Annotated in this window: 28 protein-coding genes; 1 reads left to right on the top strand and 27 read right to left on the bottom strand. The window is 43.9% G+C overall.

Annotated features, from left to right (window positions below; translation table 11 throughout):
• Positions 1-10: 10 nt before the first annotated feature.
• The 17 genes from mfd to metG form a co-directional block, all read right to left on the bottom strand.
• Positions 11-3,544, bottom strand: a complete 3,534-nt coding sequence (gene mfd, locus QWT69_RS00365) for a transcription-repair coupling factor (RefSeq protein ID WP_317967917.1) — start codon at positions 3,542-3,544, stop codon at positions 11-13.
• 79 nt (positions 3,545-3,623) lie between these two features.
• Positions 3,624-3,857: an anti-sigma-F factor Fin gene (locus QWT69_RS00360; protein ID WP_317967915.1), complete on the bottom strand. Its 234-nt coding sequence runs from the start codon at positions 3,855-3,857 to the stop codon at positions 3,624-3,626.
• A 56-nt stretch (positions 3,858-3,913) separates the two neighbouring features.
• Positions 3,914-4,477 carry an aminoacyl-tRNA hydrolase gene (gene pth / locus QWT69_RS00355; protein ID WP_317967913.1) on the bottom strand — a complete coding sequence of 188 codons (564 nt, stop codon included), beginning with the start codon at positions 4,475-4,477 and terminating at the stop codon, positions 3,914-3,916.
• 76 nt (positions 4,478-4,553) lie between these two features.
• A complete protein-coding gene (locus QWT69_RS00350) occupies positions 4,554-5,186 on the bottom strand; it encodes a 50S ribosomal protein L25/general stress protein Ctc (protein WP_317967911.1) in 633 nt (210 codons plus the stop codon).
• Between the two features lie 84 nt (positions 5,187-5,270).
• A complete protein-coding gene (locus QWT69_RS00345; protein ID WP_317967909.1) occupies positions 5,271-6,230 on the bottom strand; it encodes a ribose-phosphate diphosphokinase in 960 nt (319 codons plus the stop codon).
• Between the two features lie 14 nt (positions 6,231-6,244).
• On the bottom strand, positions 6,245-7,615 hold the full coding sequence (gene glmU, locus QWT69_RS00340) for a bifunctional UDP-N-acetylglucosamine diphosphorylase/glucosamine-1-phosphate N-acetyltransferase GlmU (RefSeq protein WP_317970825.1): 1,371 nt from the start codon (positions 7,613-7,615) through the stop codon (positions 6,245-6,247).
• Positions 7,616-7,843: 228 nt separating this feature from the next.
• A complete protein-coding gene (gene spoVG / locus QWT69_RS00335; RefSeq protein WP_317967907.1) occupies positions 7,844-8,128 on the bottom strand; it encodes a septation regulator SpoVG in 285 nt (94 codons plus the stop codon).
• Between the two features lie 283 nt (positions 8,129-8,411).
• On the bottom strand, positions 8,412-8,789 hold the full coding sequence (locus QWT69_RS00330; protein ID WP_317967905.1) for a RidA family protein: 378 nt from the start codon (positions 8,787-8,789) through the stop codon (positions 8,412-8,414).
• Positions 8,786-9,619 (bottom strand): pur operon repressor, encoded by an 834-nt coding sequence (gene purR / locus QWT69_RS00325; RefSeq protein WP_317967903.1) that lies wholly within the window; start codon positions 9,617-9,619, stop codon positions 8,786-8,788. Before purR ends, QWT69_RS00330 begins: the two co-directional genes overlap by 4 nt.
• A gap of 58 nt (positions 9,620-9,677) precedes the next feature.
• Positions 9,678-10,544, bottom strand: a complete 867-nt coding sequence (gene ispE, locus QWT69_RS00320) for a 4-(cytidine 5'-diphospho)-2-C-methyl-D-erythritol kinase (protein ID WP_317967901.1) — start codon at positions 10,542-10,544, stop codon at positions 9,678-9,680.
• Positions 10,545-10,718: 174 nt separating this feature from the next.
• Positions 10,719-10,904 (bottom strand): small, acid-soluble spore protein, alpha/beta type, encoded by a 186-nt coding sequence (locus tag QWT69_RS00315; RefSeq protein WP_317967899.1) that lies wholly within the window; start codon positions 10,902-10,904, stop codon positions 10,719-10,721.
• A gap of 138 nt (positions 10,905-11,042) precedes the next feature.
• Positions 11,043-11,309 (bottom strand): biofilm formation stimulator Veg, encoded by a 267-nt coding sequence (gene veg / locus QWT69_RS00310; protein WP_317967897.1) that lies wholly within the window; start codon positions 11,307-11,309, stop codon positions 11,043-11,045.
• Between the two features lie 149 nt (positions 11,310-11,458).
• A complete protein-coding gene (gene rsmA, locus QWT69_RS00305) occupies positions 11,459-12,340 on the bottom strand; it encodes a 16S rRNA (adenine(1518)-N(6)/adenine(1519)-N(6))-dimethyltransferase RsmA (RefSeq protein WP_317967895.1) in 882 nt (293 codons plus the stop codon).
• Positions 12,333-12,893 carry a ribonuclease M5 gene (gene rnmV, locus QWT69_RS00300; protein ID WP_317967893.1) on the bottom strand — a complete coding sequence of 187 codons (561 nt, stop codon included), beginning with the start codon at positions 12,891-12,893 and terminating at the stop codon, positions 12,333-12,335. The genes rsmA and rnmV overlap by 8 nt, the downstream gene beginning before the upstream one ends.
• Positions 12,894-13,058: 165 nt before the next feature.
• Positions 13,059-14,291 (bottom strand): resuscitation-promoting factor, encoded by a 1,233-nt coding sequence (locus QWT69_RS00295; protein WP_317967891.1) that lies wholly within the window; start codon positions 14,289-14,291, stop codon positions 13,059-13,061.
• A 124-nt stretch (positions 14,292-14,415) separates the two neighbouring features.
• On the bottom strand, positions 14,416-15,192 hold the full coding sequence (locus tag QWT69_RS00290) for a TatD family hydrolase (RefSeq protein WP_317967889.1): 777 nt from the start codon (positions 15,190-15,192) through the stop codon (positions 14,416-14,418).
• 136 nt (positions 15,193-15,328) lie between these two features.
• Positions 15,329-17,290: a methionine--tRNA ligase gene (gene metG, locus QWT69_RS00285; RefSeq protein ID WP_317967887.1), complete on the bottom strand. Its 1,962-nt coding sequence runs from the start codon at positions 17,288-17,290 to the stop codon at positions 15,329-15,331.
• A gap of 396 nt (positions 17,291-17,686) precedes the next feature.
• On the opposite strand from metG, the gene abrB reads away from it, so the two are divergent.
• Entirely contained in the window at positions 17,687-17,962 is a 276-nt protein-coding gene (gene abrB / locus QWT69_RS00280) for a transition state genes transcriptional regulator AbrB (RefSeq protein ID WP_317945928.1), read from the top strand.
• Between the two features lie 56 nt (positions 17,963-18,018).
• On the opposite strand, the gene rsmI is transcribed toward abrB, so the two are convergent.
• The 10 genes from rsmI to QWT69_RS00230 all read right to left on the bottom strand — a co-directional run bounded on the left by rsmI (position 18,019) and on the right by QWT69_RS00230 (position 25,117).
• Positions 18,019-18,900 carry a 16S rRNA (cytidine(1402)-2'-O)-methyltransferase gene (gene rsmI, locus QWT69_RS00275; protein ID WP_317967885.1) on the bottom strand — a complete coding sequence of 294 codons (882 nt, stop codon included), beginning with the start codon at positions 18,898-18,900 and terminating at the stop codon, positions 18,019-18,021.
• Positions 18,878-19,165, bottom strand: coding sequence for a GIY-YIG nuclease family protein (locus QWT69_RS00270; RefSeq protein WP_317967883.1), 288 nt, complete (start codon positions 19,163-19,165; stop codon positions 18,878-18,880). Before QWT69_RS00270 ends, rsmI begins: the two co-directional genes overlap by 23 nt.
• Positions 19,149-19,898: a tRNA1(Val) (adenine(37)-N6)-methyltransferase gene (locus QWT69_RS00265; RefSeq protein ID WP_317967881.1), complete on the bottom strand. Its 750-nt coding sequence runs from the start codon at positions 19,896-19,898 to the stop codon at positions 19,149-19,151. Before QWT69_RS00265 ends, QWT69_RS00270 begins: the two co-directional genes overlap by 17 nt.
• A gap of 62 nt (positions 19,899-19,960) precedes the next feature.
• Entirely contained in the window at positions 19,961-20,320 is a 360-nt protein-coding gene (yabA, locus tag QWT69_RS00260) for a DNA replication initiation control protein YabA (RefSeq protein ID WP_431312301.1), read from the bottom strand.
• 13 nt (positions 20,321-20,333) lie between these two features.
• Positions 20,334-21,161 carry a PSP1 domain-containing protein gene (locus QWT69_RS00255; RefSeq protein ID WP_317967879.1) on the bottom strand — a complete coding sequence of 276 codons (828 nt, stop codon included), beginning with the start codon at positions 21,159-21,161 and terminating at the stop codon, positions 20,334-20,336.
• Positions 21,154-22,149: a DNA polymerase III subunit delta' gene (holB, locus tag QWT69_RS00250; protein WP_317967877.1), complete on the bottom strand. Its 996-nt coding sequence runs from the start codon at positions 22,147-22,149 to the stop codon at positions 21,154-21,156. Before holB ends, QWT69_RS00255 begins: the two co-directional genes overlap by 8 nt.
• A gap of 53 nt (positions 22,150-22,202) precedes the next feature.
• Positions 22,203-22,643, bottom strand: coding sequence for a YaaR family protein (locus QWT69_RS00245; RefSeq protein ID WP_317967875.1), 441 nt, complete (start codon positions 22,641-22,643; stop codon positions 22,203-22,205).
• Between the two features lie 19 nt (positions 22,644-22,662).
• Positions 22,663-22,992, bottom strand: coding sequence for a cyclic di-AMP receptor DarA (locus tag QWT69_RS00240; RefSeq protein WP_147060307.1), 330 nt, complete (start codon positions 22,990-22,992; stop codon positions 22,663-22,665).
• A gap of 43 nt (positions 22,993-23,035) precedes the next feature.
• Complete coding sequence (tmk, locus tag QWT69_RS00235) at positions 23,036-23,677, bottom strand: dTMP kinase (protein WP_317967872.1); 642 nt, start codon at positions 23,675-23,677, stop codon at positions 23,036-23,038.
• A 3-nt stretch (positions 23,678-23,680) separates the two neighbouring features.
• The gene (locus QWT69_RS00230; RefSeq protein ID WP_317967870.1) at positions 23,681-25,117 is read right to left on the bottom strand and encodes an aminotransferase class I/II-fold pyridoxal phosphate-dependent enzyme; all 1,437 of its coding nucleotides are present in this window, start codon (positions 25,115-25,117) and stop codon (positions 23,681-23,683) included.
• Between the last annotated feature and the right edge of the window lie 96 nt (positions 25,118-25,213).

The following is a 25,213-nucleotide window of genomic DNA, read 5'->3' as shown; positions in this document are numbered from 1 at the left end:
AACAGAACCTTTAGTCGGAATTACTTCCTGTTAGGGTCTTTACAGATGCTTGCAAAATCCGCATCATCTCTTCCAGTACATCGAATTCCGTTAGTTTGCCGATATGGCGTTCATCTACTGTAATCATCAGTTTTCCGTCTTCCATCGTGAAGCCGACAGCACGGCCGAAGTTCATCGAATCCGATACGACTTTGGCTCCGTCTGTCTTGGCGGTACCTTCTTGCGATAGTCGAATTTCAATAATTGAGCGTTGTTTTTTAATGGATTCGACGCCCGCCATATGACCCCAGGCTTTCATTCTTCCGACACGCAACAGCAGATCAGCTTCGAGCGGCAGGTCGCCGAAGCGGTCCACCATCTCGTCGACGAGTTCGGAATAATCCTCTTCGTTTTCAATCGCTTTGACCCGCTTATACATTTGAATCTTCTGGAAACCATCTTTAATATACGTATCCGGTAAATACGCATTGATCGGCAATGAAATTTCTACATCCGGGATATCCGCTTTGACGATGCCCGTCTGTTTCTCTTCAATCGCTTCCTGCAACATTTGTGAATACAAGTCAAAACCGACAGAGTCGATGAAGCCGTGTTGCTGCGAGCCTAGCAAGTTACCTGCACCCCGGATTGATAAATCACGCATAGCAATTTTGAAGCCTGATCCGAGCTCCGTAAATTCCTTGATGGCTTGCAAACGGTTTTCCGCCACTTCCGTCAGCACTTTATCCCGCTGATAAAGGAAGTAACTATACGCTACACGGTTGGATCGGCCAACACGTCCGCGGAGCTGATACAGCTGTGATAAGCCCATGCGATCCGCGTCATGTACGATAAGCGTGTTGACGTTCGGTATGTCGATGCCCGTTTCAATGATTGTCGTTGTGACGAGCACATCATATTCTCCTTCAAGGAAGCTTAATATAACCGATTCAAGTGCCGATTCACCCATCTGTCCGTGCGCAAAAGCGACACGTGCTTCAGGAACGAGTTGTTTAATCTCATCGACTTTCCGCATCATATCCTCGACTCGGTTATACAGATAGAATGTTTGTCCGCCACGCGCCATTTCGCGCTCAATCGCTTCACGGACAAGTCCGAAGTTATGTTCCATGACATATGTCTGAACGGGGAAGCGGTTCGCTGGCGGTGTTTCGATGACGGATAAATCCCGGACGCCAAGCATTGACATATGGAGCGTTCTCGGAATTGGCGTTGCCGTCAATGTGAGGACATCCACATTTGTTTTCAGTTGTTTTAATTTCTCTTTATGAGTCACACCAAAACGTTGCTCTTCATCAACAATCAACAGACCCAAATCTTTATAGACGACGTCTTTTGAAAGAAGCCTATGCGTCCCAACGACCACATCAATCGTTCCCGCCTTCAACCCTTTCAATGTTTCGGTCTGTTCTTTTTTCGTACGAAAGCGGTTCAGTAGAGAAACTTCCACCGGGAAGCCGGAGAATCGTTCCTTCATCGTTTCATAATGCTGCTGCGCCAATATAGTCGTCGGCACGAGGAAGGCCACTTGTTTACCATCTCCAACGGCTTTGAACGCAGAACGGATGGCCACTTCCGTTTTGCCGTATCCGACATCGCCGCAAAGTAAGCGGTCCATCGGCCTTTCGCGTTCCATATCACGTTTCACTTCCGCAATAGAGCGCAGCTGGTCATCTGTTTCATCGTACGGAAAGGCATTTTCAAAGGAATGCATGAGATCATCGTCTTCAGAAAATGCAAATCCTTTTTCCGCTTCGCGCTGGGCGTATAGCTTAATGAGATCATCTGCAATATCTTTGACGGCTGACGACACTTTACTCTTCGTCTTCTTCCATTCCGCACCGCCGAGCTTATGCAGTTTCGGTTCCTTTTCACCGGAAGCGACGTATTTTTGGATGAGGTCGATCTGATCTGCAGGGACGAACAGCTTATCCTCCCCGCGATAGCGGATGTCGAGGTAATCTTTATGGACGCCACCCACTTCAAGCGTAACAACGCCATAATACTTCCCGATTCCGTGATGGACGTGAACGATATTATCGCCCGGTTTAATTTCCGAATAGCTTTTAATGCGCTCGGCATTGGTCATCTTTTGCGGACGTGCTTTGCGCTTCGCTTTCACTTTGAACAGCTCAGCATCTGTAATGACGGCGAGACGCTGGAATGGCAGTTCGAATCCTGCGGACAAATCGCCTTCAACGATGGAAATTACCCCTTCACTGGATGGCTTCCCATTAACAGTTGCGGTCATCTCGTAATCTTGCAGAATGGATTGGACTTCCTTCATCCGCTCCTTGCCGTCTGCAACGATGAAGACATTGAACTTCCCTTGTTTCCATCGTTCCATTTCGTTCGCCAGCAAGTTCATCTGCCCATGGAATTCCTGCATCGGCTTGCAGGAGAAGGCGACGGTCTTTTTCAGGACGATGCCAGGAACGGTTCTAACGAATAAGGCTAAATACGCTTTTCGCTGCTCAAGCATTTTATGCATTTCATCAAACGAAAAAGAGATTTTTGCATCATGGACGATTTTACCTTCTTCAAGAAGCGTGAGGAACCATTCCTTTTCTTCATGTTCAAGCGTTGAAGAGACTTCCACAATCCGACCGATTTCATCGAATAAAACAAGTCCGTTCTCAGAGAAATAATCGCCTAAATAAGCGGGGACTTGCTCCGCGAAAGACATGTATTTCATCATACCTTCAGGAACAATACCGTCTTTCATGAGATCGATGTCCCGCGTGATATTTTGTGTCAGGTTCTCTTTGACATCTTCTTTTTTCAATCGCTTCAAACTGGAGCGTAATGCTTCTTCCACATTCCCTGCAATATGCGTTAAATCTGAAGCCGTCCAGGCATGCTCTGTAACCGGTAATATTGTTACTTCGTCCAGCTTATCTCTAGAGCGCTGATCTTCTGCAGAAAACATGCGGATCGAATCGACATCTGTATCGAACAGCTCGATTCTAAACGGATGTTCTGTCGTCAATGGATAGATGTCCAAAATGCCGCCACGAAGTGCGAAGTCTCCGGGTGCTGTAACCATTTCCTGCCTCGTATAGCCCATCTGCACAAGTTTCAGCACCCATTGCTCCACATCAATGCTGTCATCGAGCTTCGTCGATAAATAATTGTTCAGCCATCGTTCTTTTGAAGGGAGTAATTTCTTCATGCCGGCGACAGGGGTGATGTAAATCCCTTTTCCAACACGCGCCATATGATCGAGCGTATCGATCCGACTGGAACGCAAATCAAAACTGGACACAGAAAAATCGGCAGCGATTAATTCCTCTGCCGGATATAAGTGAACGAGTGACTCGTCAAGCATCTTCACGAGATCTTCGTATGTACGTTGGGCTTGCAACATGTTCGCAGTGACAATTAGAATCGGCTGCTCAGTTGATTGTTGGACAGCCTTAAAAAAGACAGCTTTTGCCCCGCCTGAAAGCCCAGTGAGCAATTGACGGTCCTGTCCCGCTTGCAAGTCATCAATAACGTTATGAATCTCTTTTTCTTGTAAAAGTAGATCTATGAGGGCATCCAATGATTATTTTCCTCGCTTTGTCGTAAATAAATTGAAGTGAAAAAAGCTTTGTGCGCCGTGAAACGCCAAAGCAAAAAGCTTATTGCAACCATTTCTTCAGTGCATAGTAGTCAGGGAACATCATCAACGACTGTTCGCACTGCTCGCAAATGCATCTCACTGTCAAAGAGCCATCCTCGTTATACTCTAAAAAGTGTTCATGCTGATCTTCCTTCTCGGCTTGCTGCAACTCTTGAATAATCTCGCCCGCAGATCCGAAAGGGATGGATCCAACTTCTGTTTTGCAATGCCTGCATGAGTAACGAATATTCATCAACTATCATCTGCCCTTTTTAACAAAGTATAGGCAATTGGACAATCGATTATTCCTCACGAGCCATTATAGTTGTTCATGACGTCCAAAAACGGACGATCCAACCAATCGATACATGCTGAAGCACTTTTCTTCACCATGTCCTCTAACAGCGGCTGTTCATCTTGTGTGAAGTTGGATAATACATAATCCGATACTTTCATACCGTTTATCGGACGGCCAACACCAATTCGAATACGATTGAATGTATCTGAACCAAGATGAGCGATTAATGATTTCATGCCGTTATGCCCACCAGCGCTTCCTTTTTGACGAAGACGAAGCTTTCCAGGAGCGAGATCAAGATCATCGTAGAGTACGACAATATCTTCAAGATTTACGTCAAAGTAATCCATGAGAGGTCCGACGCATTCGCCTGACAGGTTCATATACGTTAACGGCTTAACAAGCATCACTTTCCCCTCAGGGCGATGGATGACCGTATAGGCACCATTAAACTTCATCTGCCCAGCAGGCGCATTCATGCGATCAGCTAGTTCATCGATAACATGGAATCCTACGTTATGACGTGTACTTTCATATTGTTTACCCGGATTACCGAGTCCGATTATCATTTTCATGAGCGTCTCTTCCTTTACCTAGTACAATGATAAAAAGGGCGCACGGATGAAAACGTGCGCTCCTCATTATAAAATATTATTCTTTATCGTCTTCGCCGATAACTTCAGGTTCTGCATCAGTTGTACCTGAATCGCTATCAAGCTCATCCATTTCCGCTTCAGTACGTGGTGCGGAAATAAGTACAAGGCTATGATTGTCATCATTCAAGATTTCAAACTTGGACTTCTCTCTGATGTCTCCGACTGTGATCGAGTCACCGATTTCAAGATTAGATACATCGACGTCAAATGCTTCCGGAATATCAGAAGGTTTCACTTTGATAAGAACTTCAAAGTTTGGCTGTTGGACAGTCCCGCCTTCTTTTTCACCTTTAGATTCGCCGACAAGATTCACAGTAACTTCAACTTCAAGTTCTTCTGTCATATTAATCGCCAGGAAGTCTGCGTGGCGGATATCGCCTTTAAGTGCATCTGCCTGATAATCGTTTAGGACAACGTTCAATTCTTTGCCATCGACGTCAAGCTTGATGACACCATTACGTCCTGTTTCGCGCAATGTGAACAATAAATCACGTTCGCTCACTGCGATTGGTGTTGATTCAGTTTTATATCCATAAACAACAGAAGGAATGTATCCTTCGTTTCTTAGTGCTGATAGTGCTGATCTTGTCTTTACATCTCTTGATTTCGATTTAATAGCTGTGCTCATTTGTTTAGTCACCCTTCTTGAAATAAGTTTATTCTATTCTTCTGAATTACCCTTAAACAGACAATGCTAAACTAACTTGCTTGCTCAATCAAACAGTGTGCTGACAGATTTCTTTTCAAACACACGAATTACGGCTTCACCAAGAAGCTTGGCGATCGATAATTGTTTGATTTTTGGGGATTTTTTATTATCCGGCAATTCGATAGAGTTCGTAATGATCAATTCCTTGATGCGTGAATTGTCGATACGCTCGATTGCGGGTCCGGACAACACGGGATGCGTACAGCAAGCATACACTTCTTTTGCGCCACTTTCGATAATCGCGTTCGCTGCGATTGTAATCGTGCCTGCAGTGTCAATGATATCATCAATCAGTATTGCTGTCTTTCCATCTACATTACCGACAATACTCATTACTTCAGCAACGTTCGGACGCGGACGTCGTTTATCGATGATTGCAATCGGTGCTTTCATGCGATCCGCCATTTTACGGGCTCTCGTCACGCCGCCATGGTCTGGAGATACGATAACTAGATCGTCTCCTTCTAGGCCTTTTCCTTTGAAGTATTCTGTGAGGATTGGTTCTGCCACTAAGTGGTCGATTGGAATATCAAAGAATCCTTGGATTTGTGGTGCATGTAGATCGATAGCGATCACTCTGTCAGCTCCCGCTTTTTCAAGCAAGTTTGCTACCAGTTTTGCTGTAATCGGTTCACGTGAACGCGCTTTGCGGTCTTGGCGTGCATAGCCATAATAAGGCATGACAACATTGATTGTACGAGCTGATGCCCGCATCAATGCATCAATCATGATGAGTAACTCCATCAGGTTGTCATTGACTGGGTTGGAGGTGGACTGGATGACAAATACATCACAGCCTCGGATACTTTCTTCGATGTTGATCTGAATTTCTCCGTCGCTGAAGCGTTTGACAGAGCACTTACCTAGTGGGCGTCCGATTTCGTCCGCCACTTCTTGTGCAAGTGATTGATTTGAATTTAATGAGAATATTTTTAGTTTGTCATTAGGATAATGATTAGCCATCATGGTCCCCCTGGTTAGTTAAGATTTAATTTCGTTACGTATCCTTCTTTATTCTCCTGGCGCGCACGCCCAATTGCAAGTGAATTTTCTGGGACATCTTTTGTTATCGTCGATCCAGCCGCTACATATGCGCCATTACCGACTGTAACCGGTGCCACCAGATTTGAATTACAACCGACAAATGCATTATTGCCGACGGTCGTTTTGTACTTGTTCTTACCGTCATAGTTCACCGTGATTGTGCCGCAGCCAATATTGACATCAGTTCCTACTTCCGCATCTCCGATATAGCTAAGATGTGAAACTTTGCTTCCTTCACCTAACTTGGACTTTTTGACTTCGACAAAATTGCCGATTTTAACATTGTCGCTTAGATTAGAATCCGGACGGATATGTGCGAACGGGCCTACTGTTGTACTTGAACCAAGCGTGCTGTCCAGTACGACTGACGAATGGACGGTTGTATGATTGCCAATTACACTATTGACAATTTGTGAATTCGGTCCGATTACACATTTTTCTCCAATGATTGTCTTGCCTTCAATCATCGTACCGGGTTGAATGACTGTATCACGTCCAATTTCAGCATCCACACTAATGTAGCTGTTGCTTGGATCGATGATTGTAACGCCGTTACGCATATGCTTCTCAGCAATTCGATGACGCATCACTTTTTCCGCTTCTGCTAAGATGACACGATCATTAATGCCGATCGTTTCACTGAAATCATCTGTGACATAAGCGGAAATCAGTTCATTCTCCTCTTTAAGGATACCGATAACATCAGGTAGATAGTATTCGCCTTGTGCATTGTCATTCTTCACTTTTTTCAGCGTGTCAAATAACGCACGATTATCAAAGCAATATGTACCGGTATTGATTTCCGTCACTTTCTGCTCTTCAGGCGTAGCATCTTTGTGTTCAATGTTGCGAAGAACATTGCCTTCCACGTCCCGTATAATGCGTCCATATCCTGTAGGATCATCTGCATGGGCAGTAAGGATCGTCGCTTTCGCTTTCGTCTCTACATGGTGCTTAATCAATGCTTGCATCGTTTCGGACTTGATGAGTGGTGTATCGCCACAAACGACGAGCGTGACGCCTTCGAGGCCAGCAAGCTCTTTTTCAGCCTGTTGTACGGCATGTGCAGTACCCAACTGTTCCTCTTGCAAGGCATAAGCGCAATGGATGCCAAGCGTCTCTTCCACCATTTCAGCACCATGTCCCACGATTGTCACAATCTTGTCGGCACCGATTCCACGAATATGGTCGACAACATGTTCGACCATCGGTTTCCCACAAACAGGATGCAATACTTTATATAAATCGGACTTCATCCTCGTTCCTTGTCCTGCAGCAAGGACGACGGCGTATGTATTCGTCATGTGCTGGCCCCCATCCATAATTTCATTACTCACTATAGCTGAAAATACTAGTAATTTCAACTATACCCCCTTGACAACACGGCATGATTCTTTTAATATTGTTGTTTTATTTTTCCGGGTGAGCTCCAATATGGATAGAATGGGGAAAATGACATGAAGAAACACAGGACGATGATTTATCTTGCAAATCCGGTCCTGTGTTTTTATTGTGAGGATAAAGAAGAGATCTTATGCACCAGCCTCTTCCAATACTCTTTTTTCTTCTGTCGTATGATAAGCAGTTAATACAGCTTCTTGTACTTTTAGCCGTGCTGAAGTATTGATGGGATGCGCCACATCACGAAATTCCCCTTCAGGTGTCCGCTTGCTTGGCATTGCCACAAATAATCCTTCATTCCCCTCAATAACACGGATATCATGTACGACGAATTCGTCATCTAAGGTAATTGAAGCGATGGCTCTCATTCTGCCTTCTGTATCAACTTTCCTCAATCGAACATCTGTTACTTCCATTCTCTCCCACTCCCTTTTGTTTATAAGAAGTTACCCACCAACTTAATATTCTACAAAAGTAAGCATTTCCCTTTTATTTTCAGAAATTATTTTTAATAAACCCAAAAAACACTTAATTCACATTTATATAACCGGTCTTTTGCCACGTCCCAAATGGTAGGCGTTCGGATTGATTCAGTTGTACGATACCGACGTCACCATTAAACGCGGTGATTTTAGTCAATCCGCATTTCGCTTTTGAATGTAAAAAACCCGTTCAGAACTGAGCGGGTCATAATCACTGTTATTCTGCTACAAGTGCAATTACTTCGATTTCCACACTTGCGTCTTTTGGCAGTCTAGCCACTTCCACAGTAGAACGTGCAGGTGTATGTGATCCGAAATGTTGAGCGTACACATCATTCAATGCTGCAAACTCATTCATATCTTTAATGAAGACCGTAGCTTTGACAACTTGTTCAAGTGAAGAACCTGCTTCTTCAAGAACCGCTTTCAAGTTTGCGAATACTTGGTTCGTCTGCTCTTCGATCGTTCCTTCAACAAGCAAGCCATTTGTTGTCATCGGCAGTTGTCCGGAAGTATAGACGAATCCGTTTGCTTTCACTGCTTGTGCGTAAGGTCCGATTGCTTGTGGTGCGTTTTTAGTTGCTACATAATTCATTGTGTAGTTCCACCCTTCATAAAGTAATTGCCTTCTTCAAGCTCGATGGTTCGATCTTTCTCGTTCATTGCACGGAGCTTAACCAACGATAGATAATCATCGACAAGGACTTCCTCCGTATGTTCAGCCTCAACAAGGACGGCTGTCCCGGCAAGTTCACAATCGAACTCCTCCAAGAGATTCTTCATGCCTGCCATCGTGCCACCGGCTTTCATGAAGTCATCCGTGATTAATACCCGCTGGCCACTTTTCATACTTCTTTTTGATAATACCATTGTCTGAATCCTGCGTGTTGATCCGGATACGTAATTAATGCTGACAGTCGATCCCTCCGTCACTTTACTGTCCCTGCGGACGATGACGACAGGCACGTTTAAATGGCGTGCAATTGCATTTGCAATAGGAATTCCCTTTGTCGCGACAGTCATGATCACATCGATATTGGTATCCGCAAATGCGGAAGCAAAAACCTTTCCGACTCGATCCATGATTTTAGGATTGCCGAGAAAATCCGTCATGTATAAATAACCACCAGGTAACAGCCTATCCGAACGTCCAAGACTTTCTTTCATAAGTGCCATCACTTCGCGGACTTCCGTTTCCGTAACTTCAGGTATGTACTTGACCCCTCCGGCTGCACCGGAAACAGTGACAAGTCTGCCAGTTCCACTCTCTTCGAAAGTTTCTTTAATAATCGCCAAATCTTCACTGATGGAAGACTTTGCCGCCTGATGACGTTCGGAAAAGAAAGTCAGCGGTATGAGCGAGTGTGGATTGTCCAACAGATGACGTGTCATGTCGACAAGTCGTTCACTCCTTTTCCACTTCATAAAACAACAACCCCTAAATCCGAATATTTTATTCGTAGAGTATCATGAATATACGTGTTTAATCAAGAAGAAACCGTTCCCCAGTCATCCTAACTGCGTGAACTTCTTTACAAAAGCCTTTTAATCCGTTATAAATTCGCGATACCCGTGCTTCCTGTCTGACAAAACCGAATACCGTCGGTCCGCTGCCGCTCATCAAGACCGCGTCAGCACCGAAGCGCTCCATCTTTTCTTTTAGATCGATGACTTGCGGATGAATATTCATCGTAATCGGTTCAAGCACGTTGCCAAGGGATGCACACATTTTTTCGTAGTCGCCTGTTTCAAGTGCTTCCAACATTCCTGCAGTGTTTGGGTGTTGCACGTTCGCTACATCCAGATTCCGGTATATATCCGCTGTGGAAACGGAAATCGCAGGTTTGGCCAAGATTACCCAACAATTCGGCGGGGCAGGAAGATGCTCAATCTTTTCTCCTCTTCCTGTCGCAAGCGCCGTTCCGCCATGTACACAAAAAGATACGTCCGAACCAATTTTCGCACCAATAGCAGCCAGTTTTTCCGCACTAAGACCGAGTTCCCATAACCGATTCAACCCACGCAATGTTGCCGCAGCGTCTGAACTGCCGCCAGCAAGTCCAGCAGCGACAGGTATTCTTTTATCAAGCGTAATTTCGACTCCGTCACGAATTGAATACATCCGTCTAAGCATGTCTGCCGCCTGATAGGCAAGGTTTTTCCGGTCATTTGGCACAAAACGTTCTGAAACTTTAATGATGATTTTCCCATCCGTCGTAGGCCTTAACCAGACACGATCCGCAAGATCCACTGTCGTCATAATCATTTCTACTTCATGAAAGCCATCTTCACGTTTATGTAAGACATCGAGTGTCAGATTAATCTTTGCAGGTGCTTTTTCATATAACATCCAGCCCCCTCCTATTCCACGTTCTCATTGTTCCCTATTTTACCATAGGGGGATAAGATTGCGCTTCGAAATCTATTCTTCCACTCGCAATAAATGGAAATGGACCGCAAAGATGTCAATATGACATCCTTGCGGCCCAAATCTAGTCAGTCAGAATTCGGATAAAAGTCGACCTCAGCGTTCATATCTTTTTTCCGCTACTCCACGTTCAGCCATCTGGATTGCATGCTTCACCATATTTCCTGCATCCCGTGATTTAATGCCGCCCCAACCTTCTTGCTTTACAACATCGTAAAATCCTAGCTCCTTGGCAATTTCCACTTTCAAGTGCTCAGACATTATACTCCGTCTTCTAGCCATTGGGTTTTCCTCCTCCATGTTAACTGACGTGGATAGTATGGGCAGATAACTACAAAAAACACCTATGCGCTCCATTCCCCTTAAGGAATGAAGTACGTAGGTGTTTTCAATAAAAACAATACATGATTGCTGTAACAGTTATTTGACGATGAACGCGGTTGCGTCTCCATCATCTAATACAGTTATCTCAACCGCTTCGGTCAAAATATCTGCGTAGCTGTAAGATACCCTCTCAAAAGCATTTTCGTCCTGGTCCAGTTCAACAACAAAAACCGCACGATACGTCTCCCGTAGGACACCAGCACGCTCAATTGTCTTCTTACGGCCGCCGTTTGCTCTTAAGTGCAAACGTTTCCCTAGATGGTCATCCAATGACTTCTTAATGTCCGCTAATGTTTTTGGCATGTCGCTTACACCTCACTACATACCAGTATAGCACTTTTAAAAAGTTCTGTCAATTAAAATGAGAATTTTAACAGTTAGGTGTATTGGTTGTCAATTCTTTTTTTACGAAATTTGATAACTTTATTAGTTTTACTGTCTTTGTTTCGCCATCAATTTTTGAATTCAGGATATAAAGCATTCGCCAATCTTCCAAATTCTTCTATCGACAACGTTTCTCCGCGTCTTCCAGGATCCATTTCTGCAACCTTGAATGCTTGTAAGATTTCCTGTTTCTTCGCTTTTCCATCTTTCAATGATGTCTGTAGATTATTCAGTAACGTCTTTCTGCGTTGCACGAAAGAGCCTCTCGCCACTCGGAACAAGAAGTCCTCATCAATGACTTGTACAGGTGCCTCTTCTTTCTTCGTTAACTTCAACACCGCTGATTCAACGTTCGGTTGCGGAACAAAAACAGTTCTCGGCACAATCATTGATACTTCGGCATCCATATAATATTGCACCGCAATCGATAATGATCCATACGCTTTCGTACTCGGAGATGCCGTAATACGGTCTGCCACTTCCTTCTGCATCATAATCACCATTGCCCGTATAGGGACTTTCCCAAGAAGGAATTTCATGATAATCGGAGTCGTTACATAATAGGGTAGATTGGCAACGACGACAATATCGTCATAACCTTCGAACTGCTCTTCGATCACTTTGTTCAGATCTGCTTCCAAAATGTCTTGATTGATAATCTCTATATTGTCATATGGTGACAGTGTATCTTCCAGTACTGGTAGCAGACGGCCATCAATTTCAAAAGCCACGACTTTTTTTGCCGATCTGGCAAGATGCTCTGTCAGAGCCCCAATTCCCGGACCGATTTCGATGACACCTGTCTGATCCGTCACTTCTGCGTGCCCTACAATGTTACGAAGAATATTCGGGTCGATTAGAAAGTTCTGTCCTAAACTCTTTTTAAAAGAAAACCCGTGTTTCTGTAGAATTTCTTTCGTTCGTATAGGTGTTGCTATATCTTTATTCATTGTCATCCTCCTCTTGCAGCACCATTAATGCTTCCAGTAGACGTGCGTTGCCAATCCGGAACATCTCAAGTCTTTTTTTCAACCCTTTTCCATTCACTTGCCCAATCTGTAAATGTTCACTGAGGCGGTCCCGTCGCTTTTTGGCTTCAGGATGCCCGATAAGCCTCTGTTCCAACAGGAAAGCTAAGGGAATGTCTTCTGCATCTCCACCATTCGTTGAATAGACCGCCTTAAGCGCAAGCCTGATATCTTCATCACTTGCATGTTCAATCCCTAGCCCTTGTCCATTTTTTGCAATTGTTTTGGACTTATGCAGAAACGCATGTTTCACTTCTGGAATCTGCTCTTCGATAATCGCTCTTATTCTTCTGCCAGGATAATCGGGATCTGTGAATACGATGACCCCACGCGTATCCTGGGCTAGACGGATTCGTTTCAATGTTGCTCCATCGATCGCGGAGCCGTTCGTTTCAATCGTATCCGCACCGGTTGCCCGCTTGATGGCGGTCGTATCCGACTTCCCTTCGACAACGATGATTTCTTTTATATTCACAGTAACCCTCATTTCATAATCGTGGAATTCAGTTGCCTTCAATTTTACGTCGAATGGACGTTGTTGTACAGTCGTCCCTCTTCAGATGAAGGCAGTAAAAAAACCGTAAGGCCGTTAAGCCTTACGGTAATGTTGCTTCTAAAGTGGGCTATATGATTTATCGGATCAGTCGATGACTTTCAATTTGACTTGTCGTCTGCCGAATTGGTAAGCCGCTGACTTCGTCGGCACATGAAGATCAATCTTCATGCCTTTGATAGCTCCGCCTGTATCTCCTGCAATTGCATAGCCATATCCTTCCACCCATACTTTCGATCCTAACGGAATGACACTTGGATCGACTGCAATGACTTTCAATTGGGGATTTGCGCGCAGATTGATGCCTGTCGCGGTAATCCCGGAACACCCATTACAGTGTGCTGTATAAGCTGTAGCTGTAACATAGAACTCTTTTCCGCCAGTAGGCGCAGCTGAATCCCCACGTGATAGGGCTACACTTTTCTTGCTTGTCGTTGCACTTGCTACCATAACTTTTGAACCGACAGAAACAATTTTCTTCTGTGGTTCCTCAATGACTTTTTCGCTTAGTAACGTTCGAGACACTTCTTTACCATTCTCTTTTACAATTTCAAACTCACGTTGTACTGAACCTTTCTTGCCTTCTTGGACAACTTTCTCATGTCCTTTTAACAACTTGGCATCGTTCTTTGTAACAACTGCGAAGTTTGTCGGTTCTTCCACTACATCGGTGACCTTTTCCACCCGCACGACTTCAACGATAGATCCTGGCTTGACGAATCCGTCAGCTTTTCGATTCAGTTTGTCGTGTTCATTCAGTTGAATGTTCTCTCTCTTTAAAAAGTCAGCGACCGTAGTCGAAGTGGACCAAGACTGTTGTTCCTTTCCACCGTCGATCAGTGTTAATTGAAAGGCCTGTTGAACGGTAATGCTTTGGTCTTGCTCAAGATCCGAATCCAGTTCAGGCGTCACTTCATCATGTTCTTGAAGTGTAATGTCCGCTGCAGCCAAAATTTTGCCTACATTGCGTTCCGTAGTCCAAACGTCCAACGTTTCTTGCCCAACCTGAATCTCTACTTGTTTTGCCTGTTCCCACCTAACCGATAAACCTTCTTCGATAGGTGTGTTCACTGAGGGTGTTACTAAATCGTGCTCGGCAACTTCGATTTCCTGATCGGATAAAAGTTGCCCAACTGTATGTGCTGATGTTTTTAATTCATTTTTTTCATTGTTCACTTCTAGAGTGACCAACTTCTTATTGCCCTCATAAAGGACTAGTGAAATGATTGAAACAAATAGTGCGAATGCTAAAGCCGTCAACCCTATTTGCTTACTCCTCAATGACCTAAAGAACAGATTTTCCATGGTGCTTTTTGACATGAAAAAACTCCTCCTTCATCACTTGGCTGATTATAGTAGGTTCAATTCCACGTGTCAACACTTACGTTATTTATTCTTTTTCATCATTGAAGTGATACGTCATTGAAATTCCAGCAGGACTTCCTTATGTACTCTCCGGAATACGGAAAATTTTCAAGGCGTTTTCTGTTGTCCTTTTTGCCACTTCTTCAACCTGTATTCCTTTTAACAAAGCTATTTCTTCAGCTACTAATGTAACAAGAGCGGGCTCATTCCTTTTACCGCGATGAGGATGTGGTGCTAAATAAGGCGAATCTGTTTCAATCAATAAATAATCCAGCGAAATTTCTTTCGCAACTTTCTTAGGCATTTTGGCATTCTTGAAAGTTACTGGACCCCCTAGCGAAATCATGAAGTTCATAGCGATGCATTCGTTCGCGGTTTCCACGCTGCCGCCGTAACAATGCATGATGCCACCGGTTTTTTCGGCACTTTCTTCTTTTAGAATTTGTACAACATCGGCTGTAGCATCTCGGTTATGGATGATGATTGGCAGATTGACTTTCTGAGCCAAGCGTATTTGTTTCCTGAACAATTTCTGCTGGACATCTTTCGGAGATTTGTCCCAATGATAGTCTAGGCCCGTCTCACCGATCCCCACTACTTTCGGGTGCGCTGCGAGTGATTCTATCCATTTGAGGTCTTCTTCCGTACAATCGATTGCATCCACTGGATGCCAGCCAATGACTGCATAGATGAATGGGTAGCGTTCCGCCAGTTCCATTGCCTTATTTATAGTGTTCGTATCAAATCCAACAACAATCATTGTTGAGACACCTGCTGCGAGGGCACGCTCAATAACTTCCTGGGCGTCCTCTTCATATTGCTCTGCATTCAAGTGCATATGTGTATCAATATACATATCCGTTTCGCTCCTCACAAATTACATTCTAGATCAACTGATTATTTCTTTCGTTACAATCGTGTGACAACCTGGATTCAATTATATAACGAATAATAAGAAAGACGGCGTTTCACATGGAACGCCGTCATAATATTTACTTCACTTTCGCACCGTTTTCCAACGTCTGATCGACAGTTGCAAGTTTCAAAATCCCTTCAGATGAACCAGCGAGAATCATACCTTGTGAAAGTTCTCCACGTAACTTCACGGGTTTTAAGTTCGCTACGACGATGACTTTCTGTCCAATAAGATCTTCTGGTTCATAGTATTCGGCAATGCCGGATACGACTTGGCGCTGCTCATAACCAAGATCCACTTGCAGTTTCAACAGTTTGTCTGCTTTTGGAATTCTGTCACAAGCCGTGACTGTAGCTACACGCAAGTCAACTTTCATGAAGTCATCGATTGTGATTTCATCCACTTCTTCAACCTGCTCAACAGGCTTGTCTTCCTCTTGCTCTTTTGGTGCAGTCACTGCCATTTGCTCGCGAATATAGATAATCTCTTCTTCGGGATCCAGTCGCGGAAAAATGGGAACTCCTTTTGCAACCACTTTGGAGTTTTCTGGAATTACCGAAAAGTCATTGAGCGTATCCCACGCCAATAGCGATTCATCCAAGCCAAGCTGTTCCATGATTTGAATTGGCGACTTTGTCATGAACGGCTGTAACAGGACAGCAATTTGTTGCAATGCCACAGCTAAATGTGACATGACAGATGCCAGTTTTCCTTTATCCGCTTCATCTTTTGCAAGAACCCAAGGCGATGTTTCATCAATATATTTGTTTGTACGAGAAATGATGGACCATAGTTCGGATAAAACGACACTAAACTGCATCTTTTCCATGGCTGCTTCATATTTACTCGTGGCGTTTGAGACAAATTCACGCAACGTTGCATCATATTCCGTCGAATCCAGTCCATCCGTCGGAATGAAACCGTCAAAGTACTTATTGATCATCGAAACAGTACGGTTCAATAAATTACCGAGATCATTGGCAAGATCATAATTTGTGCGCTCCACGAATGATTCTGGAGAGAATGTCCCGTCCTGCCCGAATGGTAATTCACGAAGCAGGAAATAACGTGTTGCATCCAAACCATACCGTTCAACGAGCATTTCCGGATAGACTACATTGCCTTTTGATTTTGACATTTTTCCATCTTTCATCATGATGAAACCATGTGCGAAAACTTTCTTGGGTAACGGAATATCCAGTGCCATCAAGAAGATTGGCCAGTAAATGGTATGGAACCGAACGATGTCTTTGCCTACAACATGCACGTCTGCTGGCCAATACTGCTTAAATAATGCGTCATTGTCGGAACCGTAACCCAATGCTGTAATATAGTTCGTTAAAGCATCGACCCATACATAGATAACATGCTTCGGATCGCCAGGCACTTTAATGCCCCAGTCAAATGACATACGAGAAACGGACAGATCTTCAAGACCAGGCTTGATAAAGTTGTTGATCATTTCATTTTTACGCGATTCCGGTTCGATGAAAGTAGGATTGTCTTCATAAAATTTTAATAGACGATCTGCGTATTTTTTCATATTGAAGAAGTATGATTCTTCAGCAACACGGTCTACAGGACGGTGACAGTCTGGACAGTTGCCATCTACAAGTTGCGCTTCAGTGAAGTATGATTCACACGGCACACACTTCCATCCTTCGTATTCACCTTTATAAATATCCCCATTTTCCAGGAACTTTTTGAAAATCTTTTCTACAGCGACTTTATGCCGTGTTTCTGTCGTTCTAATCAGATCATCATACGAAATGTCCATCATCTTCCAAAGTTTGATAGCGACGTCCGCAATCCTGTCGACGTATTCCTGCGGAGGCAACCCTTCTTCTTCGGCCTTTTCCTGGATTTTCTGTCCATGCTCGTCCATTCCCGTAAGGAAGTGCACATCAAATCCACGCAGACGTTTATAACGTGCCATCGCGTCAGATGCTACAGTTGTGTAAGCCGTGCCGATATGAAATTTACCGCTTGGGTAATAAATAGGGGTCGTAATGTAAAATGTTTTTTGCTGTTCAGTCAAGAGAATACCTCCATTGTTTCAATCTATACTCTCCATTTTAGCTAAAATTCAACAAAAGTGCCATGATGACGGAACAATTTTATAAAGGAGAAGCCGTTTAGACTTCACAATTGCATTTATTCCTTCACTTTACTTACTAATGAAGGTTAGGAAAACACCTTTAACTTTTATTGAACAGCGATGTGATTTTCACATAACTAAGTCTTAATGCCTAGATTCGGATTATCAAAGCCCTACAGTTTGTAGCATTTGGTTTTAAAGTCCATCTATTATTATGTACATAATTATAAATTTGATTTATTGACGTTAATTGGAAGAGTTGGTATGATAGAAAGAAGACACGAGAACAATGTCGAATTTTGTCGTAAACTATATTGCTTAGGGGGAATTCTTGTCATGAAATCCACAGGAATCGTAAGAAAAGTAGACGAACTCGGACGTGTAGTTATTCCAATCGAGTTGCGCCGTACACTTGGAATTGAACAGAAGGATGCTTTGGAAATCTATGTCGATGATGACAAGATCATCTTAAAAAAGTATATGCCTAACATGACTTGTTCGATAACAGGAGAAGTATCCGATGACAACTTGCGTTTGATCGATGGAAAGCTGATTCTGAGTCCTGAAGGTGCAAAACAATTGATTAAAGAGATTGAAGATAAGATTCTCTAATATTATCGTGATAATAACAATAAAAACCCAGAACACTTTAATGTTCTGGGTTTTTATTATTCATTTCCACTAATATGATACGCTTGATAGACATCCCTTTTCGGAATTCCGCGTTCCAAACCAACCAATTTGATGGCTTCTTTTGATGAAATACTTTCTTTCTCCATTAAGAGCTCAACATGTGTCGCTATACTAATATCTTCCCACCAGTTTTGCAACGCATCTTCATTTACTTCGGAATTCCCTTCGATTACAATACAGAACTCGCCCCTGATTTCATTTGCTTCTACCCAGGCGACTGCCTCTTCCAATGTACCCCGGAGGAATTCCTCGAATCGCTTCGTCAATTCTCTCGCCAATACAACCCTACGGTCTCCACCGAACACGTCAGTAAATGCCTTAAGTGTTTCTTTCAACCGATGGGGTGCTTCGTAGAACAACAACGTCTCTTGTTTTTTCTGGAGCTCAAGCAATTCTATATGCCGTTCCTTCTTCTGTCTTGGGAGAAATCCAAAGAAGGAGAAAGGCTGTGTGTTAAGTCCTGAAGCGACAAGGGCACTGATTGCAGCATTAGCTCCTGGGATCGGTACGACATCGTACCCTTCTTCAATTGCTTTGACGGAAATATCGAGACCTGGATCTGAAATGCACGGCATGCCTGCATCACTGACCAGCGCAACACTCTTTCCTTCCTCCAGTAATGAAAGAATCTTTTCTCCACCTTTTTCCAGATTATGTTCATGGTAACTAATCAGTGGCGTCTTAATTTCAAAATGATTACAGAGCTTAATCGTATTTCTCGTATCTTCGGCTGCGATCACATCTGCTTCCATTAGTACTTTTACTGCACGAAACGTCATGTCATCTAGATTTCCTATTGGCGTGCCAACGAGAAACAACTTCGCACGATTTGCTTCAGCGCTCTTTTGGGATTTCATCAGTCTGTTTCCCCTTTCTCATATGAAGTTTCTTCGCTTGCCGGGTTAACTGCTTGAAACGATATTCCGCCTGCATGGCTGCCCGTTTTGTCTCATACACTTCATGGTAAATGCAATGTACGGGCAATTTCGCTCGTGTGTACTTTGCACCCTTTCCTTCATTATGTGTCAGAACCCGCTTCTCCAAATTATTTGTATAACCGGCATAATATGACCCGTCACCGCATTCAAGGACGTAGAAGAAGTGGTTATTCCGCTTGTCCATATAGAAGGAGCCTCACTTCTTCTGTATACTTGCCGTCATCTCCATAGACATACAAAGGGGGAAGGATTTTCAGATCGGGTTTACCGTCTTTAATCGCTTCAATGAGCAGTGTATTTGCTTCTTTGCCCTCTTTAGGATAAACAAACTGGATACGCTTCGGCTCTAGCCGATTTTTGCGCATCGCCGTGACGATATCAAGCAGTCTACTTGGACGATGAACAAACGCAGCCTTCCCTCCCTGTTTTAACAGCTCGCTTGCGGAACGGACGGCCTGTTCAAGTGTCAGATGAATTTCATGTCTAGCAATGGCCAGATGTTCTTTTAAATTCCGTTCACTTGCTTCATTTGCAGGAAAGTATGGGGGATTACATGTCACTGTATCGTATTGGTCATACCCGATTTCAGAAGCAATACCGATGACATCACCTTGGATAATTCGAATCTGTTCTTCCAATCCATTATAGCTGACGCTGCGGTTTGCCATATCCGCCAATCGTTCCTGCAACTCAACCGCTGTAATATCCGCCTTTGTGCGGGCACTCAAAAATAGAGGCACCGCTCCATTGCCTGCACATAAGTCTACAATCTTTCCTGAGCGCTTCGGTACATATGCAAATTTGGCAAGCAGAACAGCATCCAAAGAAAAGGAAAAGACAGAAGGACTTTGGATAATCCGTAACTCTTCTGCCAATAGATAATCGAGCCGTTCATCGTCTTTCAATAAATTTTTCATTTGTTTCTCCTTCATTCAGATAGAAAAAGCCAATCCCTCCATCTTAACGGGATCGGCTTTTCTCAAGAATTTTGTTTACTTAGGAAGGACAGGCAGAATAGACAATCCTCACCTTTACGGCTGCTGCCGTAATGGACATTACAGACGTGATATCCTTCGTTATAGATTCGTGCAAGATTGTCCACACCTTCACCGATATCCATTTTACGCGGCTTCTCAAGTGGTACTTGTTCTTCGATCACTTGAACCTTTTCACTTAATTCTTCGAGCCGTGTCCGCAGATGTTGGTTTTCGAGTTGAAGTGAGTGGTTCTCTTCCGTCATCTTTGCGACAAATCCAATGAGTTCCCGGAATTGTTCATGCATCATTTCGAGCTGCTGCTCAAATTCCATCACTCTATCGAGAAAGTTCCCTTCTTTCAACCTAATCACCCCATCATTTCGTCAATTGAGCAACTGCATTCTTCGCGTTCTCCAATTCTTCCCATGAATATTCCAAGACTTGGTCCTGATCTTTCAAACTCACTTGTAACACTCTTTCAAGGAGATTCAGTCCCACTACTTTACCTGGACCGTCAGGCGTTTGTATTCGCTCACCCATATCCGGCATTAGTGATTTGGCCTTTTCATATTCATCGTTTTCATATTTCAGACAGCACATGAGTCGGCCGCATAACCCGGAAATTTTGGAAGGATTCAATGATAGATTCTGATCCTTAGCCATCTTAATGGACACCGGTTCAAAGTCACCTAGGAATGTGGAACAGCACAGCATTCTTCCACAAGGTCCGATGCCTCCAAGCATTTTTGCTTCATCACGTACGCCGATTTGACGCAATTCAATTCGCGTTCGGAAAATGGCAGCGAGATCCTTAACGAGATTCCTGAAATCTACTCGCCCTTCCGCTGTGAAGTAAAAGACGATTTTGTTGCGGTCGAATGTATACTCCACGTCCACGAGCTTCATATCCAACTCATGTTCTTTAATCTTTTCCGCACATTTGACAAAGGCCTGCTCAGCATCCAGACGATTTTCTTCGACTTGTGTATCATCTTCTATTTTAGCTTTACGGATGATTTTCTTAAGTGGCAAGACAACATCATGTTCTTCGACTTCCCTCACGAGACTCGCAACTTTACCATATTCGATCCCTCTTGCCGTCTCTACAATGACATAATCATCGACGACTAGTGGATTGTCGAGTGGATCGAAATAATATATTTTACCCGCTTTCTTAAAGCGGACACCTACAACTTTATACAAGCATTAACCCCTCCTGCAAATTGAGCACCAGTTGTTCCATTAAAAGTGTACGATTCATATTGGCGTACATTTTTTTCTTCGCTTGCAGAACCGCTTCCATGTTATCCGACAATCTATTATAGGTCATCTTCATTGAGAGAGCTCGGAAGTTCTGTTGCTGATCAGGAAATGTAAGCTCCGCCTGTAATCCCGCTTTCATCGCTACGATGTCGCGGAAGGCATACAGCAGCAGATCGAGACCACGTTCCATATCTTCCTTCTCTTTTAATGCCGGTGACCAGTCGGTTTGGATGAAAATAAGCGCTTCATTTACATTGCGATCTGATGCTTCAATCAATTTTAACACTGTCTTTCGTGTGAGTGCAAATTGATCATTTTCAGCCAGTTCTTTTGCCTTCTCGTTATCAGCTGTCATCATAGTGACAGTCGCAGCCATTGTTGGTGTAACACCACTTTCAACTAATTTAGCAATCATCTCTTCACGACGCGGCGGTAGGAAGCTGATGCGCTGACAGCGTGACTGGATTGTGGGCAGAATGGAATGATACGAATTCGTCATTAGAATTGCCGTAACTTCGCCTTCTGGTTCTTCCAGGAACTTAAGCAGCGTATTTGCCGCTGCAATGTTCATGCGGTCTGCCCTAGCTATCATATAGATTTTACGTCCCGGTTCGTACCCTTTCTTCGTCATTTGCATGATTAGAGAGGACATCTGTTCCTTTTTGATGTCTTGTCCGTCCGGTTCAATGCGTGTAACGTTTGGATGGTTTTGTGAATCAATTCGTCTACACGCATGACATGTTTCACATGGAACAGCATTATCCGGTTGTTCACAAAGCAACAGCTTTGCGAAATGGATCGCTGCCTCCTCTTTTCCAGTCCCTGTTTCGCCATCGAAAAGGTAGGCATGGCCAATCCGGTTATTCAGGAAAGTCGCTTCCAGTCTTTCAACGACTGCCTTTTGCCGCTGTTTGATTGCAGTAGCCATTGTTTTGCCTCCCATGCATAAAACGGAATTCCCATTTCTTCGGAATGCACGTTTTACATATATAGATTAATGAGAAGTCCTTTGATTTCTCCTATTTTCCCAAGTAATTCAACAGACGTTCGCTCATCATCCAGCAATGCTTCAGCCAATTCAATGAGTTTTTCATCTATTGTCGTAACAATTTTCAATCGGCGTCCTTCGCCGTATTGGTTCCATGTATGAGATTGTTTTAATCCCAATCCCGATTCTACAGATTCTTGTAAAAAACGTCGAACAAGCATCTTGAATTTCGCCATATCCCGTAAGTTCCGGGAACGTGCAAGACGGTCTCCCGCCGTTGATATATCTCCAAGTAACCTAGTAATCTGTTCACCGTGCAACTTTTCCTCTGACTTAGTAACCAGTTGTCCGAACCGGGCGTTTCCTTGCACTGATTTAAGCGGATCATTCCGCAAGTTGTCCAGCCCAGTCCGGTATTCTCCATTTACTTTCATAAAATCTCACCTCATTCCATCAAAAATGATGAAACTGTTCAATAGGCAATACAAACACTGTTGCCCCGCCTACTTCCACTTCAACCGGATAAGGGATGTAAGAGTCGGCATTGCCGCCCATTGGCGAAACAGGAGCCACCATCTGATCCCGTGACCGACAATTTTCACGAATCAATTCCAAAGCCTTCGGGATGAGACTGTCATCCGTACCAATTAGGAATGTCGTATTACCCGAACGCAAAAATCCACCAGTACTGGCTAATTTTGTAGCACGGAAATCATTTTTCGTCAAAGCCGCCGATAATCGGTTGCTGTCTTGGTCCTGTACAACTGCCACTATCAATTTCACGGTATCCTCTCCTTTTTTGTTGTGTCTCTTCTTTATTATATCACTAAATCCCTTCAGACATGAGTCGGGAACTTATTAATTTCCAAACATTTTCAGTTACTTCAGATAATGGTTTGGAGGCGTCCGTTTTGACAATGCGATCTGCGTATCGCTTTTGTACGATTTCATATCCTTCGTACACATTCTGATGGAACTGCAATGTCTCATTATCCAGTCGATTTTGCTCCCGCCCTGCATTTGCTTCAATCCTGCTCAATCCCTCTTCGGGTGTGATATCGAAGAAAATCGTCAAGTCGGGCATCATGTCTTCGATGGCAAATTCATTAATGGACATCACTTCGTCCATGCCAAGTCCTCTTGCATGACCTTGATAGGCAAGGGAACTATCCACAAAACGGTCACAGAGGACAATTTTCCCTGCCTCTAGCGCAGGAATAATCTTCTCTACGAGATGTTGCCGCCTAGCTGCCGCATACAGGAGCGCCTCTGTCCTGCCATCCATCTCCTGATGCGCATTGTCAAGAATAATAGAACGGATTTTTTCGGAAATACGGATTCCCCCCGGTTCACGGGTGAGGACGGTCTCCATTCCGATATTTTCCAATCTCTTATCTATTTCGGCAATGACCGTTGTTTTCCCTGCCCCTTCAGGCCCTTCAAATGTAATAAATAATCCTTTTTGCATAATTTACGCCTCCGTGTCTCTTTTCAGTACTTGAATCTGCCCCTCAACAAGACGGGAAGCGCCGTGAAACCGGGTACCCATCTTCATCAGATCCGTCAACGTCGACAGATGACTATCCTGGATCAGTTCCCCTTTCATGAGCAAAGGAATGCCAGGCGGATAAGGAATGAGAGAGGTTCCCGCAATATGGCCAACTGATTTCTCCATAGGTATCCATTCCACTTGCATGGTCGCCCATTGCGAAGGCGGGCATGCGAGTGTGGAAATACCGACTGGCCATTCAGGAATATTCGCTGCAACAGAACCGCTTGGCATTTTGTTCAGCAAAGTGACTGCCTCTGTCATTTTGGTTAGCAAGGATTCCAGTTGTAAGGTCGATGACGCATTCCATAACGGTAACACAAACAGTACTTGGAATGGATCGGCCAGTTCTGCATAGATGCCTTGGGATTCCAATGCTTCTTGCAATTCGAAACCCGTATAACCAACCAACCGAATCAGAAGCTTCAACGGATCGTCGGTTTCTATTAATTCAAAAGGCGTGTCGTTTTTAATCGCCTCTAAAAATGTTTTGCGGAGCTCAAAGAAATGCTGTTTGTCATTTTCATTGAAACTTGCGGCATACGCCCGTGCGTCATCCAATGAGGCCATCAACAGATAGGATGGGCTGCTCGATTGTAACATCTGGAGATAATATGCGACCTTTTCTTCCTCAACGAAGTTTGATCGTACATGAAGAAAAGATGCCATTGTCAGTGCAGGTAGCGTCTTATGGGCTGAGTGGACAACAACATCTGCACCGAGCTCTAGTGCCGACTTCGGAAACGGTTCACCTACGATGAAATGTGCCCCATGCGCTTCATCTACAAGGACAGGTACCGAATGGGAATGACAGAGCTCAATGATAGGTTTCAAATCATTACCGGTCACTCCGTAATAAGTTGGATACGTCAGCACAATCCCTTTCGCTTCCGGGTAAGCATCAAGCGCCTCTTGCACTTGGTCTACGGCTAGTGTCCCAGGCGCCTGTGTGCTTGTATCCCATGGAGGGGTGATAAGAACTGGCAACGCTCCCGTCAATTCCACTGCATTGAACACGGACTTATGTGCATTCCGCTGAATGATGACTATGTCTCCTGGGCTACAAATGGCATAGACCATCGCCAGGTTGCCAACAGTCGAACCGTTCACAAGGAAAAAGCTGCGTGTAGATTTATAGAGTTGGGAAAGCAGTAATTCTGATGCCTTAATTACTCCATCTGCTTCATGAAGATCATCCAACCCTGTCAATTCCGTGAAATCATACGAAAGAGCGCTGCGGAATTCAACCGGCAAACGGGAAAGCATACCATGCTTATGCCCCGGCACATGTAATGAGACCGGGTGCTGTTTTTTAAAATTGAATAATGCCTCTACGAGCGGGCGATCGCTTTGATTCATTTGTCGTGACACTTCCTTTACGTATCCCTATTATATATGAAGGAAGGTGTGTTGGTAAGCGATTACGACAGTGCTTACTTGTTGAATGAAAGATGT

The organism is Sporosarcina oncorhynchi (genome assembly GCF_033304615.1).
Lineage (GTDB): Bacteria > Bacillota > Bacilli > Bacillales_A > Planococcaceae > Sporosarcina > Sporosarcina oncorhynchi.
This window is presented reverse-complemented; position numbering and strand designations above follow the sequence as displayed.